At 44.5% G+C, this 17,009-nt stretch carries 12 protein-coding genes; 7 read left to right on the top strand and 5 right to left on the bottom strand.

The features are described 5' to 3' along the window. Positions 1–81: 81 nt before the first annotated feature. Together WC222_08150 and WC222_08145 are read left to right on the top strand one after the other, a co-directional pair. The gene (locus WC222_08150) at positions 82–714 is read left to right on the top strand and encodes a ComF family protein (GenBank protein ID MFA6916354.1); all 633 of its coding nucleotides are present in this window, start codon (positions 82–84) and stop codon (positions 712–714) included. Between the two features lie 2 nt (positions 715–716). Continuing rightward, complete coding sequence (locus WC222_08145) at positions 717–1,658, top strand: cation diffusion facilitator family transporter (protein ID MFA6916353.1); 942 nt, start codon at positions 717–719, stop codon at positions 1,656–1,658. Positions 1,659–2,054: 396 nt separating this feature from the next. On the opposite strand, the gene dnaA is transcribed toward WC222_08145, so the two are convergent. Together dnaA and WC222_08135 are read right to left on the bottom strand one after the other, a co-directional pair. Then, complete coding sequence (gene dnaA, locus WC222_08140) at positions 2,055–3,404, bottom strand: chromosomal replication initiator protein DnaA (GenBank protein MFA6916352.1); 1,350 nt, start codon at positions 3,402–3,404, stop codon at positions 2,055–2,057. A gap of 321 nt (positions 3,405–3,725) precedes the next feature. Beyond that, positions 3,726–5,642 (bottom strand): protease-like activity factor CPAF, encoded by a 1,917-nt coding sequence (locus WC222_08135; GenBank protein MFA6916351.1) that lies wholly within the window; start codon positions 5,640–5,642, stop codon positions 3,726–3,728. Between the two features lie 278 nt (positions 5,643–5,920). Here WC222_08135 and WC222_08130 point away from each other — a divergent pair, with 278 nt between their 5' ends. The 3 genes from WC222_08130 to yidD are packed head-to-tail and all read left to right on the top strand — an operon-like array spanning position 5,921 to position 10,980. Beyond that, the gene (locus tag WC222_08130) at positions 5,921–9,571 is read left to right on the top strand and encodes a secretin N-terminal domain-containing protein (GenBank protein MFA6916350.1); all 3,651 of its coding nucleotides are present in this window, start codon (positions 5,921–5,923) and stop codon (positions 9,569–9,571) included. A gap of 52 nt (positions 9,572–9,623) precedes the next feature. Further along, entirely contained in the window at positions 9,624–10,589 is a 966-nt protein-coding gene (locus tag WC222_08125; protein ID MFA6916349.1) for a tetratricopeptide repeat protein, read from the top strand. A 1-nt stretch (position 10,590) separates the two neighbouring features. Beyond that, positions 10,591–10,980, top strand: a complete 390-nt coding sequence (gene yidD / locus WC222_08120) for a membrane protein insertion efficiency factor YidD (GenBank protein MFA6916348.1) — start codon at positions 10,591–10,593, stop codon at positions 10,978–10,980. On the opposite strand, the gene WC222_08115 is transcribed toward yidD, so the two are convergent. Then, positions 10,958–12,361, bottom strand: coding sequence for a sigma-54 dependent transcriptional regulator (locus WC222_08115; protein ID MFA6916347.1), 1,404 nt, complete (start codon positions 12,359–12,361; stop codon positions 10,958–10,960). The genes yidD and WC222_08115 overlap by 23 nt on opposite strands. 179 nt (positions 12,362–12,540) lie before the next feature. Beyond that, on the bottom strand, positions 12,541–13,851 hold the full coding sequence (locus tag WC222_08110) for an ATP-binding protein (protein ID MFA6916346.1): 1,311 nt from the start codon (positions 13,849–13,851) through the stop codon (positions 12,541–12,543). Positions 13,852–14,027: 176 nt separating this feature from the next. On the opposite strand from WC222_08110, the gene rpsD reads away from it, so the two are divergent. Beyond that, entirely contained in the window at positions 14,028–14,648 is a 621-nt protein-coding gene (gene rpsD / locus WC222_08105) for a 30S ribosomal protein S4 (protein MFA6916345.1), read from the top strand. Positions 14,649–14,686: 38 nt separating this feature from the next. Here rpsD and murJ read toward each other — a convergent pair whose 3' ends face one another. Next, positions 14,687–16,033: a murein biosynthesis integral membrane protein MurJ gene (gene murJ, locus WC222_08100; GenBank protein MFA6916344.1), complete on the bottom strand. Its 1,347-nt coding sequence runs from the start codon at positions 16,031–16,033 to the stop codon at positions 14,687–14,689. A gap of 94 nt (positions 16,034–16,127) precedes the next feature. Between murJ and WC222_08095 the strand changes: the two genes are divergently transcribed. Continuing rightward, positions 16,128–17,009: a deoxyribonuclease IV gene (locus WC222_08095; GenBank protein MFA6916343.1), complete on the top strand. Its 882-nt coding sequence runs from the start codon at positions 16,128–16,130 to the stop codon at positions 17,007–17,009.

Raw genomic sequence — 17,009 nt, 5'->3', positions numbered from 1 at the left:
GTCCATCATTTACAATCTCTTTGGCATTCCTTCTGCGATCTTTGTTTTCCGCCTTCCTGTTTGAACTGCAGGGAAGGTGACTTGGATCGCAGCCACCTATTATGTTCCCTCTGTATTTCACAAATGGAAATCCTAAATCCAGATAACCGATGCGAGCGCTGTTTCAGCATGAAAGACCCCTCCCTCCCTTGTTATGGATGCATTGCCGTAAAATCGCCCTTCATTGCCCTGGGATCTGTCTTTGACTATGAAGGTCCCGCCGGAGCACTCGTCAAACAATTCAAATACGGAAGACATGCCTTCCTTGCTCAACCTATGGCAGCTTACCTCGCTGCGCAGACGATTCGATTGGATTGGCCGCTTCCGGATTATATTGTCCCTGCGCCGCTTTCATCCATGCGTTACCTTACGCGCGGCTTCAACCAAAGCGAGCAGCTTGCCCTTGAGATGAGCAATATTCTTGGCAGCAGTATGGCTTTGGCTTTAGGTAGGTATGCCGGCGACTATAGCCAGGCAGGAATGTTGCGTGAACAAAGAGTGCAGCTTAACAACAAGAATTTCGTATTATTGGATGCACATAAATTAAAAAATAAAATAATCTATCTGGTCGATGACGTTATCACTACAGGACAGACACTTCGCATTTGTGCAGAATTATTGCAGAAGGCAAGTCCGCAAGCAATCTATGGTCTGACCTTTTGCAAGGCAAAATAATTATGGCAAAAATTTCTGAACTCCAAGATTCCAAGTATTTTGTTCCAATGGCATTCAGCGCCCTAAGCGCAATTGTCGTCTTGGCCATTAAAGCTTATGCCTATGCTGTCACAAATAGCCAAGCAATATTCGCCGATTTTATGGAATCCTTACTCCATATAGGAATCGTGGGTATTACCTCTTTAAGTCTATGGTATGCAGCTAAACCACCCGATAGGGAACATAGATATGGCCACGGAAAGGCAGCTTACTTTTCCGCTGCTTTTGAAGGATTGTTGGTACTGTTCACAGGCGGTGCAACCCTATATAATGCCTTTAATTCTTTATTTAGGGGATTCACACCGCACAACCTAGAAATGGGCGCGCTGCTGGTCGTCGTAGTTATCGTTATCAATGCCGTCATGAGCTATTACTTGATACGTCGAGGCAAAGACTTAAATAATATAGCTCTTCAATCACATGGATATCATATTCAAACAGATATGTGGACAAGTATGGGCGTCGTCATTAGCCTCTTTGCTACATGGATGACAGGTTACTCATGGGTTGACTCAATCGTAGGTGCATTTTTAGCATTGTGGATTCTCTATACGGGCGGTCAGGTCTGTCTGCAAGCCTATCAAGGACTGATGGAACGTATCGATGAAGATGTGCATGCTACAGTTCTTGCTTTGCTGGAAAACGCTGTGGATGAAAAGCTAATCGAAGATTTCCATCAGCTTAGGCACCGCCGTGTCAATGACGTCATATGGATTGAGGTCCATCTTTTATTCGACGGCAAGCTCACATTGAATGAGGTGCATCGGCGAGCCACAGTACTTGAAGTTAGGTTGATTGAGAGTTTCCCTGCGGATCAGGTTAACGTGATGACTCATTTGGAGCCTACCAAGCATTTGGAAGCGCATCCAGTGAATCACCCTGACAGAGAAAAACCGCCGATCTAGCACAATGTTGTCTGTATTATGGTCTGTGTGGTGTTTTTTGAACGCAAAGAACGCAGAGAAGCTTCTCCCTGCGTTATGTTGTCTGTAGTATGGTTGTTTTCATACCGATCTCACATCGACGCAGTCCCCCGCGGGACTGCGTCGCCGACGTTGACAGGCTCGCTACGCGATCATGTCAAACATTTTCACTACACCGAATCCATTCGAGTCCTTTGCAGGATAAACCCAAATAGCAATAGCAAATTTTGTCATGCTATCTACCCTTAAGTTATATGACTTGTTTCTGCAGTGAAAACCGCAATTTCTTGACGTAATCGCGCAGCGAGCCTGTCAACGTCGGCGCCGCGGTCCCGCGGGGACCGTGGCGATGTGAGGACAGCCTAATGCAGGCGAGGCTTAGCCTGTTAGCTGGCGTTCTACCATGTTGAGCTGGCGGCGCAGTGTTTCATTGCCTTCTAGTTTCTTCTCAATAGCCTTGCACGCGTGCAGCAAAGTGGAGTGTGTTTTTCCGAAAACAGATCCTAAAGATTGCAAAGAGCCATTGATCAGCTTGCAGGCGAGATACATGGCCACTTGGCGAGGGAAAGCGACTTCTTTGGCTCGGCAAGTTCCTTTGATATCACTGACACGCACTTGGAAAAAGGAGGCTACTCCTTTGAGGATGTTGTCAATGGTAAGGTCTGCGCCGGGAGCTTGCTGCAGCATTTCACGCAAAGCGGACATCACAAGTTCTTCAGTAATGGAAAGGTTCATCAATTTGCTATGAGCGCATAGTTTATTGACAGCGCCTTCAAGCTGACGAACGTTGCTGAATATATGTTCTGCAATGTAGAAGGCTACATTTTGTGGAATATCGATACCGCGCGTACGGGCTTTGCTCTGCAAAATAGCGACGCGTGTTTCCAATTCTGGAACGCCGACATGTGCGACAAGACCCCATTCCATACGTGCGATCATTCTTTCGGAGAGTTTGAGCTGCGAAGGTGGTTTGTCGCTCGTGATAACGATTTGTTTGCGTTGATTGATCAGTGTTTCAAATGTATGGCAGAATTCTTCTTCGAAGTTGAGACGATTTTGCAGAAATTGGATATCGTCCACGAGGAGTACATCTACATCAGAACGATAAAAACGCTTCATTTTCTCGATAGATTTATTACGTAGGCTGTCGACCAGATCGTTAATAAAAGCTTCGGTCGTGATGCATTGTACACGCAGTCCTTTATGATGTTCTTGGATGTAGTGTCCAATGCTATGGAGGATATGGGTTTTTCCCAAGCCTACGCCACCATGGATGAAAAGAATGTTGTAGTTTTGGCCGGGTCGGGCGGCTACTCCATAGGCAGCAGATTTAACGAACTGGTTGGTAGGTCCCTCGATGAATGTATCGAAGCGATAAAAGGGGTTAAGTTTTACTCCGCCCTGACCTTGGCCTTGCGCTACAGTATTTACTGAGGGCAGAGAGGGGAGGGAAGGCTGGAGGGCAGCAGTAGGCTGTGACGCAATAACAAAGAGTATATTGGGTTCACCTTTAGCATTTACGGGTAAGAAAGCGCATAGATCTTTAGCATAGTTTGATAACAGATACTCTTTTACAAAGATGTTTGGGATTTCTAGGGTGACGGCATCTTCAGTCGCTTCAAGAACTTTAATAGGTGCAAGCCAGTTGCCGAATGCGGTGATGGAGCAGTGTTTTTTTGCGAATTCAAGAAATTGGTTCCAAGCTTCTCGATGGTCACAAGATAACATAGTGTTTTGTTCCTTAGTACTAGGTGTTGCCGATTTCGGTGTGTCATCATGCCATAATGTCCCCATTTATGTAACGTAAAAAGTTATGAACAACCTTTCCACAATATATTCTGGGGGCGTTATGGTGGCCGACTTTAACAGTTGATGGGAATGGGTGCAAGCACTTTTCCAAAACAATAAGCAACTGGTTGATTGTAAGTAGTTGTCGCACAAAAAATGCTGCTAAACCTAACAAAAAAGGGGCAAAAAATTGCCCCTAAAGTACCGTTTTTGCTCAGAATCGAGATAAGGAGCAGAAAGATTTAAAGCTCTTACTTTAAATCACTTAGCTGTTATCGGTTCTTTTTCTCTTATAGGACTCGGAACTAGCTTCCGGATTTGTTCCTTTAAAGCTTGAATATATCCTGGATATCCGTTCGTAAGGTCTTCTGCTGTAAGATGATACTGCACATCAGGAGAGACGCCAATATTCTCTATCGGCATCCCATTAGATCGGATAAGCAAAGTATCAGTATAAGCATAGAAATCTATCCCCAAGCGATTTGGAAAATCCGTTTTTTTGACGGCCCCGCCGGCACCTGCTGTCGTATGTCCGAATAATAAGGCACGGTTATTATCCTGCATCATGGCAGGAAATACGTCGCCGCAAGACATGGCAAACTCGTCTATTAATACGATGATCGGTTTGACGTATCTGGCTTTTTTTGAAGGGATCACTTTATCTACGCCATGAGAATGGACCGGGTTTGTATAAACCTCACCCTTTTTCCAGCAGCTAAGCAGATATTTATAGTAGGAAATCATTCTGTTCATATGGAGAATATCTGCAGGATATCCGAGGATCGTTTGATTGACGAAACTGTTTGATTCTTCAAGCTCTTTCATCAATTCATCCTCGGAAAGCTGACTTATCTCTACTGCTGAACTTATAAGGTCTGAATTAAGGGTGTGGTGATCAGGCGATGTTGCTAGGGGTGTGTCTGACAGCATGCTGGCTATGGCAAAAGTGTATAGATCAGCTCCCCCATGGTTATCTGTCTGATCGATCACCAGGATATCAGTGCGGTCCTTGAAGTAATTGATCTTATCTGCAAATTCATCCCAAGGCTCTTTGGCGAGTTTTTTTTGTTTCAGGATTTTCCATATGATATTAATGGTATTGTCAGGCATGAAAGTTTGCAGACGGATGAAACCAACTTTTTGCTTGGTGTCCAATTCATAGATAAAGGCTTCAAAATAGTCTTGAGGGTTGCTTTTCCAAAGGATCTTGCCTAAGGGAGGAAGGACGGTACCCTCTTTCTGCTTAGTGAAGCGTATTATTTCTTCAATTTTTGCTTCATCTAACTCATTTTCCAGGGAGTCTTCTGAATGGGCGTATTTATTTAGGATTGCCTGGATGACTTCTTTGCCTGTAGGGGTTCCTAGCCGTTCAAACAATTGTTCTATAAGCATGTTATCTTGCTTAATTTCCACATTAATATCGGCGCGCGCGAGGGCTCTATAAAAGGGAGTAGATTCGAGGGGTTTAATAGTTAAGACAGGATGAAGTCCTTTTCTAAAGGGCATAGACTCGTGGGAGTACTTCCATTTATAAGACATCTTACGTATTGTCTTAGAACCTTTTTTGCGTACTTCAAAAATTGTCTTCTTAAGATTTTCCGGCATGGGACTTAGGGTTGCACCAGCGCGTCGGGTAAAACGGCTTAGGGCATAACCGATATCACTGGGAGAGGGGTTTTTAACAGATGTTTGCGCTAAGAAGCGGTCAAAAACAGTTTTAATAGGCTCGCCATCCATGCTGAGGATTTCATCACCGGGAGTTAAAATCTGAAATGCGTTATCGGCTAGTTTATCCATAAAGCGATGCACGAAAAACCGACCTTCTGTAGTGCGTAGCTCAAAAGGCAAAGATGCGAAGGCTGTGGAATGAAAGATGATGCACGAATGCAGGTCGTTCATCGATTTGAAGAAATCGTTTAGATGGTGTTGAAATTCTTTTATGGAGGTTTGGGGAGTAATTGCCTGCTTTGTCTCTTCTAATTTTTGGTCGAGATACCAGTTATATTGTTCATTTTTCCAGGGTGTAGGTCCATAGTTAACTTGGAACGTGTGTCCGATGGAGTCGATAGCATTACGCATTTCTTTGTCTAATGTATACGGCTCAGGTTGTTTTGCAAAGGTAGAAGTAAACACTATGCAAAAAAAAGTAATAAATATTGCTGATCGACTAAGCTTCATAATAAAACCTTTAATATAATTTTAAAATTCTAATTAGATTTTGTTTAAATGTCAATTAAGTACGAAGAAATCATTTATGTCTTTTCTTAGATTGAAAATAAAAAATAGCGAGGAGATGTGTTTTTTGACTGGCGGAAAAATCTGATTCTCTGAAATAAAAGTGAACTTTAGGTATTCGCATTATGCAGGAAAGAAAGGAACTGTTTAGAAAGGTGTAGTAAGACTTTCAGCAGGACTTCTCTACGGAAATATCGCAACATAATAATTTGAAAAACTACATGAAAGCAGCCTTTTCGCGTACTCTACGAAAAAACATCCAAGCCTTCGCTTTCTTGGGTGCCATTGCGGTTTTTCCACAAGCTGCACAATCCTCATTAGGACAAACAGAAGGTGCAGGCATTATTCTGCTTCAGCAGACAGTGCCCTTCAATATGTACCCCAAGCAAAATCCTCCTCCGCATCAGGGTCTAAGCCCTAAGACAGCGGCGAGGAGCAAGCCTGTAACCTCTCCTAATGAGACTTATCATTTTCTCCCATTCTTGGAAGCTACAGGCCCTGTAGATGATCCTGATGAGGATGATGTCGAGTTGATATACCCCACGCCTCCGCAACCGGAGAATTCTTCAGCCTATAACAGATCTAATGTAGACCTAAGAGTAGCTTCTGTACGACAATCCACTACCCCCGCCTCCTTCTATCCTATCGCGGGAAATGTAGAGCCTCAGTATGGGTCATTCTTAAATGCCGCTTCCGGCAATGAGCAAGACCTTTGGAACGATAATGTACTTTCAGATCAAGATTGGGAAGTCGCAGACGAAAGGCTCGACCCGGATCAATTTGTTTCGAGCGAACCCCTGCAAAAACATTTTCGAGAGCTTTTAGAAGGTCCCGGTAATTACCAGACAGCCCCAAGCGGAGCTGCAGTCGGTTGGAATACACAATCAGGATATGGAGCTAATTCTTCTGAAAAAAGTTTGGAAGGTGCTACCGCGATAGTCCATTCTATCACTCCTAAACCGCAGCAACAAACTTCTTTTGAAAGTGATGAATATTATTGGCAAGAGCAGCCTTTGCAGCAAAAACGCAGCGTAGGTCTGGTTTTAGATAGTTCAGCGCCCTCTAGAAATTATGAAGATTACAACCTTATCGCCCAAGCGGCGCCTGTGCAACCTACCGCCCAGCCGGCAGTGGGATTGAAGACACAGACAAAACCTATCCAGATTAACTTTAACAACATTGCTATCACTGAATATATTCATTTTGTCAGCCGACTAACAAACCGTAACTTCATTTATGACGAAAATGATCTTCAGTTCAATGTGACTATTGTTTCCGAGGAAGCAGTCACTGTTGAAGAAATCATGGCTACTCTTTTGCAAGTTTTGCGCATCCACGATTTGTCCATTATTGAGGAAGGCGACAATTTCTTGATCCACAGAAATCCCGGCGTCAAAGGATTGGGCAATGTCGTCATAGACAATTACGGCAACCCTTACTCTATTCCCATTGATGCTGACATCATCACTCAAGTAATACAGTTGAATACTCTGGATGCTCAGACTGCTCAGAACGTAATCAGCAATTTGATTTCATCCAGGGGGATCGTAGAAGTTTTCCGTGAGACCAATCACCTGGTCATCAGTGATTTCAGAGATAATGTCAGGCAAATAGTACAGGTTTTACGCGGAGTGGACGCTCCCGCAAGCAGCCAAACAATCGGCCAGTACGTTGTACGTAATACTTCACTGGACTCCCTTGTTGAACTGGCGCAAAGCGTATTAAAGCCTATTGCGCGTGAACAACCACTGACCTTGGTTCCTCATGGAGCTTCCAATAGTATCTTCATCATGACTTCTCCTTTCATCATGGAAAGGATCATGCCTATCTTGTACAGGCTTGACCAAAGAGATGGAACGACAGGTGTTTATGATCTGAAGAATATCCAGTTCATGAATTACGATGCTTGGCGCTCCGCTCTGCGCGGGGACGAAACTCCCGAGGGAGCCGCTGCTGCTGCCCTTAAAGGCAGAGTAGGCACTGCAGATCTAGGTCCTGATGGGCTTCCCGGATCCATTGATGGTTTGCGTGGTAAATGGGAACTGGACGATCGCGGCAGATGGGTTTATAAACCCACTTTGCAAGACAACCTGTCCGGTTCTGAGACAAATCCCTTTATCCCTGGTTTAGCGGGCACTGTTGCCACACCCGGCGCCCCGCCCATTCCTATAGATTTTACAAAGCAAGGACAAAGCTTAAGACCCGGTGGAGTAGGTAATCTTCCCCTTCCCACAGATATTCCTCCCCCTGATGGATATTGGAAAGTGGATCCGCAAGGAAACTGGTATTTCCAACAATTACTTCCCGGTCAATCTTTAGATGCTATAAGAGCAACTTTGCCTGTCGATGAGAACGGCAATTTATTAGGCCCTAAAGGGCATTGGATTATTGACGGCAAAGGATTATGGATCTTTGAATTGTCCCCAGATGATTCGATCTATTCCGGACAGAAAGCACGATTTGGTAGACTGAACCCTACCTTGCCTGTGGGATTTGTTGAACGTACCAAATTCTATATCTATAAATTGCAATTCCGCAAAGGCGATGCAATTGATGAAGCTATCAAAAAAATCGGATTGAGCCTCTTGGATTCCGAAGCTATAAATGCTGCTTTGATCACTACCATCAACAGCATCCAGTGGCTGGAAGAGTCTAATTCGTTGGTATTTAGCGGTCCTCCCGAAGAGCTGGATAAGGTCATCGAGCTAATCAATGAAATGGACATTCCATTACGACAAGTCTTTATCGAGATGTTGATATTGGATACAACGATCACAGACTCGTTAAATTATGGCGTTAACTGGGCTACACGTTTCGGCGGGGGTAACTTCTCAGGTTCCCAAGGCTTTATTGCCGGTGCATCTACACTTCCTCAAGCACTGAATTCAACAGGTGTGACAGTAAATGCCGCAGGCCAAGCGACAGCATCAACTCCTAACGGTACACAGTTTGCTTCTTCGCCGGGTTATACCTTAGGTATCATCGGTCAACATATTGTGAATAAAGCTTTTGGTTTGGAGTTTAACTCTATCGGCGCTTTGATCACAGCTCTACATGAAAGAAATATCGGTAACGTTATCCTCAATCCTAAGATTTTAACTGAAGATGGCGTACCGGCTGAAATATTTGTAGGTATCAATACTCAGTTCCGTACTAACTCTGTAGCAAACAATACAGGGGACGTTATCACCAGTAACTTTGAATTCAGGGATATCGGTACACGTCTGACTGTCACGCCTACCTTAGGGCCCAGCAATATCATTACCTTGGATATTGCCGAAGAAGTTAGCAACGTCATCAACAACCCTACATCGAGCGGCGGTGGCGGCGGCGGACAGAATGGACTCCTTAGCGACGCCGGAGCAGGCCCAACGACGAGCAAGAACACGACAAAAACACGTGTTCATATCCCAGACGGCTACTTCTTAATCATAAGCGGTATGATACAAGATGACGAGACCCGTTATCGTAATGAAGTGCCTTGCTTAGGTGGAGCACCACTGTTAGGAGCATTATTCAGCTATAAAACCTACAGTGATTCGAAACGGAATTTGATGATCTTCATCCGTCCGAAATTAATCGATACGGAAGAAGAGATTAACAATTTGACACGGCATCAGCAAAACATCTTTAAGATACGTAATAAGCCTGTTCCAATGTGGAAACACGAAGTGAAGGAAGCGCTTAACTTCTTAAATGTGGGTGACTTTGTAGATTGCGGAGGTACAGGCCCCTTAGGCTTCCCCAAAGACGAAGAAGTTGCTGAGCTGACACATACCCAACCTGATTATTCCGATAGATCTAATCAGGCAAAACGTGTAGCTCGCTCAAGATCACGCTGCGTAAGAAAACGCTGCGGTCCTTGCCGTTAATCACTTTCTGCACCCTCTAAATCCTAGAGGGTGCTCTTTACACAGAAAAAACATGAAAAAACTCATCCCTACATTATGCCTCTTGTTATTAGCCCTTATGACTACGGCATGCAGCCCTCGCAGCTGTTTACTTGAACCTACCCTTGGCTATACGCCCCAAGTTTGCCACATCACTACCCTGCCTTCCGCTTTTCCGGATCTCACTCCTGAAGAAAGATGCTCAGATTGGGGCAAAGAACTTCTAGTGGGTGAGAAGCTTGCCTGTGAATTGGATTTGTATAGGGCTATCACCGCTTTCAAAAGGGCGCATATTCTTTTTGCAGGCGAAGATAATCTAGAAAGGGAGCAGCAGATAGAATACGGAATTTTCTTCTCCTATTATTTAGGGGGGAGATATCAAGATGCCCTCAATAATTTCGAATGCGGAACATTAACCGATGTCAATGCGCAATTTCCAGCTATTCGTGAGTTATTAATCGCAGTATATGACTCCTATATGCATACGGAACAATATCCTAAAGCTTTCCGCATCCTTGAACTGATCGATGCTTGCGATACAGAAATTGGAGTACGCTTGCGCACTGCGGATAGTTTAGTCCTAGGCGACCTTGTCGCAGCTAAATGCCTTGCCAGCGATCTTCCCTGCGAAGAAGTGAATTTAATTGAAGGATTTGCTCAGGAGTATTGCTGTAAAAAGCTATCCGTCAGAAAAGCCCAAACACTGAATGCTATACTACCGGGTGCCGGATACTACTATGTGGGACAGGAAAAGGCTGCTGCCACTTCGTTAATTATAAACACCCTTTTTACAGCGGCTGCATATACTTTCTTTGAGAAAGGGAATTGGGCTGCAGGTCTTATCACGACAAGCTTGGAGTTAGGCTGGTATATTGGCGGTATTAACGGTGCAGGCCTCGCTGCGAAGGAATACAATGAGTGCATCTATAATACCCTCGGAAAAGAAATGATGATTAAGGGGCGTTTATTCCCTGTCCTTCTTTTCCAAACGGCATTTTAATATGAAAAAAACTCTCTCTCTGGTCATCTATCTTTTGTTTTGCAGCCATCTGATACAGGGAGAGATTCCTTGGGGACCTGATGAATCCCTGGCGTTTTATGAACCCTGTGATCCACCCAGCCCTTGCTGCGGCTCTCATAACCCATTAGCAGAGGCTGGCGTCTGCCTTATCCGTTTTCACCAAGAAGTGATCTCACCGGCGGATGGCCCTCGCAGCAACTTTATTCCGAGCAGTTCACAATATACTTTAGATGCCATGAGAAAATATGGATTTGCAAAAGGGGTTGCTTACGGCTGCGATAGGCTGATGCGCGAAAATTCCGAAAAATGGATTTACAAGACTACCCTCAATCCTGAAGGGAAGATAACTAAATTTGATCCTGTGAAGTAAATTCTATTCCGGCATTTTTGTATTCTTGCAAACGATTCCGGAGCGTCCTTTCTGAAATGCCTAACACTTCTGCTGCTTTGCGGCGGCTATGAAATTTAGTCAATGTTTCGATGATCAAATGTTTTTCCAATTCTCTTAAAGATAGCCCGACAGGAAAGTTGATGGAATCACTGGTCTCATTTTTCTGTAAGGGTGTTTCCATAAGGTTCCCTGAAATCAATAAGTGCTCAGGGCCTATGACAGCAGCATCTACAAGTACAAAAGCCCGCTCTACAATATTAGCAAGCTCACGGATGTTGCCGGGGAATTCGTAGTTCATAATTTTCTTTTTAGCACTGTCTGATAGGGTCTTACTAGAACCATATTCACGGTTCATCGCAGCAATGAAATGTTCGGCAAGAGGGATGATATCGTCTTTACGTTCTCTCAAAGGGGGGAGGTGGATAGGCACCACGTTAAGGCGATAATACAAATCCTCCCTAAGGATCTTATTGGCTACAGCTTCTCGGATATTACGGTTAGTTGTAGCGATAAAGCGTACATCGATGGAGATGCTTTTAGCGCCGCCTACACGTTCGAACTCTTGCTCCTGTATCACTCGCAGTAATTTTGCTTGTAGCATGGGAGGCGTTTCGGTGATTTCATCCAACAGGAGTGTCCCGGTATTTGCCAGTTCTAAACGTCCTTTCCTTCCAGTATAAGCACCGGTAAAGGCTCCTTTTTCGTGACCGAAAAATTCGGACTCGATTAAGGTGTCGGGGATGGCGGCACAGTTAACTTTGATGAAGGGGTGAAACGCCCGTTTTGAATTGTAATGGATAGCCTGAGCGATCACTTCTTTTCCTGTCCCGGATTCGCCTGTGATAAAGACGTTAGCATTACTCTTGGCAATCTGGTTCACATTCTCTACGATATCGTGCATAATGTTGCTAACGTAGATTATAGAGGGAGCATTGGAAGAAAGTGTGCTTCCGGTCACCTGCTGTCTTAGATAATGGTTTTCTTCTACTAGGGAGATGTGCTCGGAGGCTTTGTCTATTAAGGCTTCGATGGTGTCAGGGGAGAAAGGCTTGATAAGGTAGTTGAATGCACCCAAGCGCATCGCTTCTACTGCGTTTTCTATACTGCCGTATGCAGTCACTACGATAACAATCGTCTGGGGTGAAATTTCTTTAGCTTTCTTTAAAACATCAAGACCTGTCATGTCCGGCATTTTCATGTCGGTGATGACCATATCGTAAGTGTTTGATCGTAAAGCATTTATAGCTTTTTGCCCATTTTCTGCCGTATGTACTTCGATGTGGCGCCGCCTTAGGGTCTCCGAAAGAAAATTACGTAAAATCGCTTCATCGTCGACGACTAAAATACGTTCTATGGCCATAATTCACCTATTTGTCCTAAAAATAATTATATAGTTTGCCCTAGGCTATAGCAAGTTAAAACCCAATTCGCACCTAAATCCTAGACCTATCGATGAAAAAATAACGGTTATCAAGCTTTCAAAAAAAAGAGAGAATAGTCTTTTTTTGAAATGGGCTTTGATTGAGAAAGAAGTCTAATTTATGAATCTAAAGATAGGGGAAAGTGCAGCGCAAAGGTGCTCCCTTTGCCTATCTCGGATTCGACGTCAATTGTGCCGCCGTGGACCTGCATAATTTTGTATACCTCGGCCAGACCGAAACCGTTCCCTTGTTCTTTTGTGGTGAAGAAAGGGGAGAAAATATTTTCTAGATTCTCGGGTGCTATACCTGTTCCCTCGTCTTTAACAATGACAACTGCCATCTTAGGATCACGCCGTAATGTAATCTCGATTTTGCCTCCATCCGGCATTGCTTGGATCCCATTAATTACAATATTCAATAAGGCAGATTTAAATTGGGAAGCGTCGACAGGTGCGAATATTTTTTCGTCTTTTGAATGTATAACTAATTGATGCTTAGCTGTCATTAGCGCATCTGCTCGCATATAATCGATGATTTCCTTTAACAATTCGTTCAGATCAATCGACTCTAAATGCAGATCCATCGGCCGGGAATAAGTTAAGACATTGTTGACTAAATGATTGATCGTATCCGTTCCTTCTACAATATAATGGGCCATTTTCTGGAGCTCAGGATTTGCAGCTAAATCGCGTTGTAGTAATGCAGCAAAACCTTTAATTCCTCCCAAGGGATTACGGATTTCATGCGCCACTTTAGCTGCCATCTCCCCCAGCTCTTTCATCCTGTCGTTACGGTTGGCTATTCCTTGTAAACGCTTTAAATCGGTCATATCACGCAATATGACGATCAAGCCTTTCATGAAGTCTATTGTAGGGGAGACACGTGTAATCGTTGTTTCGTTGCGTTTTTGTAATACAAAACTTGTATCAATTTCCAATTCGCGCATTTGGCCGTTGGGGAGTTTTATCGTTGTGAATGTCATATGCGGAGCGCGCTTATTTTTCAGGGCTTTGCTCATCGAAAACCCAAAATGCTCATCATTGAACTTATTCCAAAAGGGCTGAAATAAAACATCTAAGCGGTCGACTTCTAATATACGCTCAGCAGAGGAGTTATAAGTGGTGATATTTCCGATGAGATCAATAAAAATAATACCCTGAGAAATGTTGCTTAAAATGCTATCGAGATAATAGGTGATCACGTCCAATTCAGAGATTTTCAGCTTCAGCTGTCTATTGCTTTCTTCCAATTCCAAGTTCACAGCTTTGAATTGTTCTTTTAAAGCTTCATAAGCTCCAGCTAAATTCTGGGTTTCTAAGTTGAACAGCTCGAATGCTTTAATAAGAGAAGCGATTTTCTCTTCCGCAGTCTGGCTTTTTGCAACTTCTTGAGCAGCGTGCTGTAAATGCGAAAATGAGGGCTCTTGCATAAGGAAAAATCTCTAATCATAATTCTACAATTAATTTTAGCTTAGGATGCCTAGAGATTTTGAGCAAGAAAGTTGAATTTTAAGCGCTAGTATGGAATAATCCATCTATCGCTTCGTCAAATTTTAAAAACCCGTTAGTAGCCAAACGGGGAAATTTGCCTTAATTGAGGATTACAATGGCCCGTTTTAGAGGAAATAAAAACCGTGTTGCCCGCCGTTTCGGAATTAACATTTTCGGACGCGCCCGCAATCCCCTGCTCCATAAGCCAAACCCCCCGGGTATGCACGGAGCACGCCGCCGTAAGAAGTCAGACTACGGTCTGCAACTAGAAGAGAAACAAAAACTGAAAGCTGTCTATGGCATGCTAACAGAAAAACAGCTCATGAAGTATTATACAGAGGCATTCCGTCGCGAAGGCCCTACCCCGATGCACTTGATGCACCAACTAGAATCACGCCTGGACGTCGTTGTCTACAGGCTTAAGTTCGGAAGCACAATTTTCGCTGCACAACAGCTAGTGTCCCATGGACATATCCTCGTTGACGGCAAAAAAGTGGACATCCGTTCTTACCTAGTTCGCCCAGGTCAAATTATTTCGATCAAAGAAGGCTCCCGTCAAATGAAAGCTATCGGCGAAGCGTTGGAAAACCCCACACGCAACGTTCCAGATTTCTACGAATTAGACAAGTCCTCTTTCAGTGGGAAAATGCTTTCCTTTCCTGAAATCGAGCAGATCCCTCTTCCTATCGAAATCGATATCCATGAAGTGTGCGACTTCCTCGCTCACAGCTCATAGTCTTGTAGCGCGGCCTCTGGCCGCGCTTCATGTTCATCTCAAGTAGCTTCTCCAAATAATGGGCTCAATTTAGGCCTGAAAACATAGAACAATCCTAAGTTTACCCACGCACTTATTCCTGTTGCAATCGCTACGCTCACGCTTCCCCAACCCAATCCAAAGATAAATAGCGCATTCAAAAAGGTATTGCATACGACGGAGCCTAGCGAAGCACGCATCGGTGTTTTATAGTCGCCCCGCGCAAAGAACCCCTGAAGATGGCAGATCACCAAAGCGGAGGGGATAAGTCCAATCGCATAGCCTTCCAAACAGTAGAATGTCATAGCTGCATCCTGACTATTGAAGTCTCCATGTCCGAAAATCAATTGAATAGCCCAGCCGCCAAAAAGGAAAATTCCCAAAGTAATAGGGATCATTAACGCGAGAGTGGCCTTCCATGCATAGCGGATAAAGCTTTGAAAACGTTCCTGATTTCCTTCACGGGCAGCACGTGCCAGCGGGGGCAGAATCGCATTTCCGATGGCAATGCCGAAAAGGGCCAGCGGCAGCTGCTGCAGCCGGATGGCATACCATAGGTAAGCAGGCCCCTCCAAGTCGGCATAGCGAGCAAAAAGAGCATCCGTTGCCGAGTTGACCTGTGTAGCTGCAACGCCCGCAATTGTCAATAGCATGGGTTTGACGAGGGCTTTCACATTTAAAGAGTAAATATCCCAGCTCCTCCATGCCATTTGGGGCGCAAGTTTATGTACTATGCTCCGGCAGGCAGGCACCGTAGCTGCCCACTGTAGTCCTGTGGCCAATACTACGCATAAGGCAAGCCAAGGCATTGCTTGCGCAGAGGGAAGCCCTGTTAAGAGCAATACTCCGACTGTCCAACCTAAATTGAGAAGTGAAGGAACCGCGCTGGACAGGAGATACTTACTTTCACACTGGAGCAAAGAGGCATTCAGACCATATAAACAAATGAAAAATAAACCCGGCATTAAATAGGTCGTCAGCAGAATAATCTCGTGATTTCCTGCTGAAAGGCCGCTCCATCCGTTTGCAAACTGCAAAATCCCTATGCTAAAAAGGATGAATACAAAGAGTAAACTGCCTAATCCATACTGAAGATCACGGTAGAATAATGCCGCTTGTACAGGGTCTTCATGCTTCAACTTTTCGTAGCGTGGAGTAAAAGCCCCTTGCAATGCACCTTCGCCTAAAATCCGTCTGAAAAGATGAGAAAAACGAAAGGCAACTAAAAAAGCTGCAACACTTGCATCAGCGCCAAACGCATAAGCAGTAGCGACATCCCGGATCAATCCTGTTACTCGGCTTAATACTGTTCCGCTCAAAAAATGTCTTGCTGAACGGGCAATTGTCTTAAAAGTATCTTGTTTCATAACATTGTATGATGCGCGCTTTTAGAATTATTTTCCTTATTTGTAAAGAACGCCCTAACGATGGTATGATCTACCTGATTTATCTAAAGGAAAAATGATGAAAGATGATCCTGCCCATCTACTTGATGATCCTGCCCATCTACTTATTGGCGCTCATACTTCTGCCGCCGGCGGCGTGCATAAAGCACTGTTAGAAGGCCAAAAAATCGGCGCTACTACTGTGCAGCTTTTCACTTCGAATCAGAAACAGTGGAAAGGCCGAGTTTTCACCCCGGACGAACTTGACCGTTGGAAGTATGCTTTAGATGAGACAGGCATTCAATCCATCATGAGCCACGACAGCTATCTTATCAACCTTGGCTCACCCGATCCTGAATTACTGGCCAAAAGCCGCCAAGCCTTCAGTGAAGAACTTACACGCTGCCATCAACTGAACCTGACTTTCCTTAACTTTCATCCCGGCGCTGCCACAAAAGAATCGCGTGAAGCATGTCTTGATAAAATTGTCGAAAGTCTTTTGCTTATAGAAAAACAAGCCGGAGAAGGGCATACCCGCCTTCTGCTAGAATGCACGGCCGGGCAAGGATCTGCTGTAGGATATCGCTTCGAAGAACTTTCCTACGTGTTAGAAAAAGTAAAGAAAAAGATCCCCATAGGCGTCTGTATCGATACCTGCCATGCCTTTGTCGCGGGTTACGATATGCGTACTGCCGAAGCTGTTGACGCTACTCTTAAAGAATTTGATAGGGTCGTAGGCTTAGAACACCTATACGCCTTCCACCTCAACGACTCGGCTAAAGGCCTAGGCTCTCGTGTCGACCGCCATAAGCCCCTCGGAGAAGGGGAGATAGGCATGGAATGCTTTAGCTTCCTCATGCAAGATCCCCGCACCCGCCATTTGCCCAAATATTTAGAAACCCCTGACGGCCCCCCTCTTTGGATCAAAGAAATCGCCCTACTCAGAAGTTTTGTATAA

The organism is Parachlamydiales bacterium (assembly GCA_041671045.1).
In the GTDB taxonomy this organism is placed as follows: Bacteria; Chlamydiota; Chlamydiia; order Chlamydiales; family JABDDJ01; genus JABDDJ01.
This window is presented reverse-complemented; position numbering and strand designations above follow the sequence as displayed.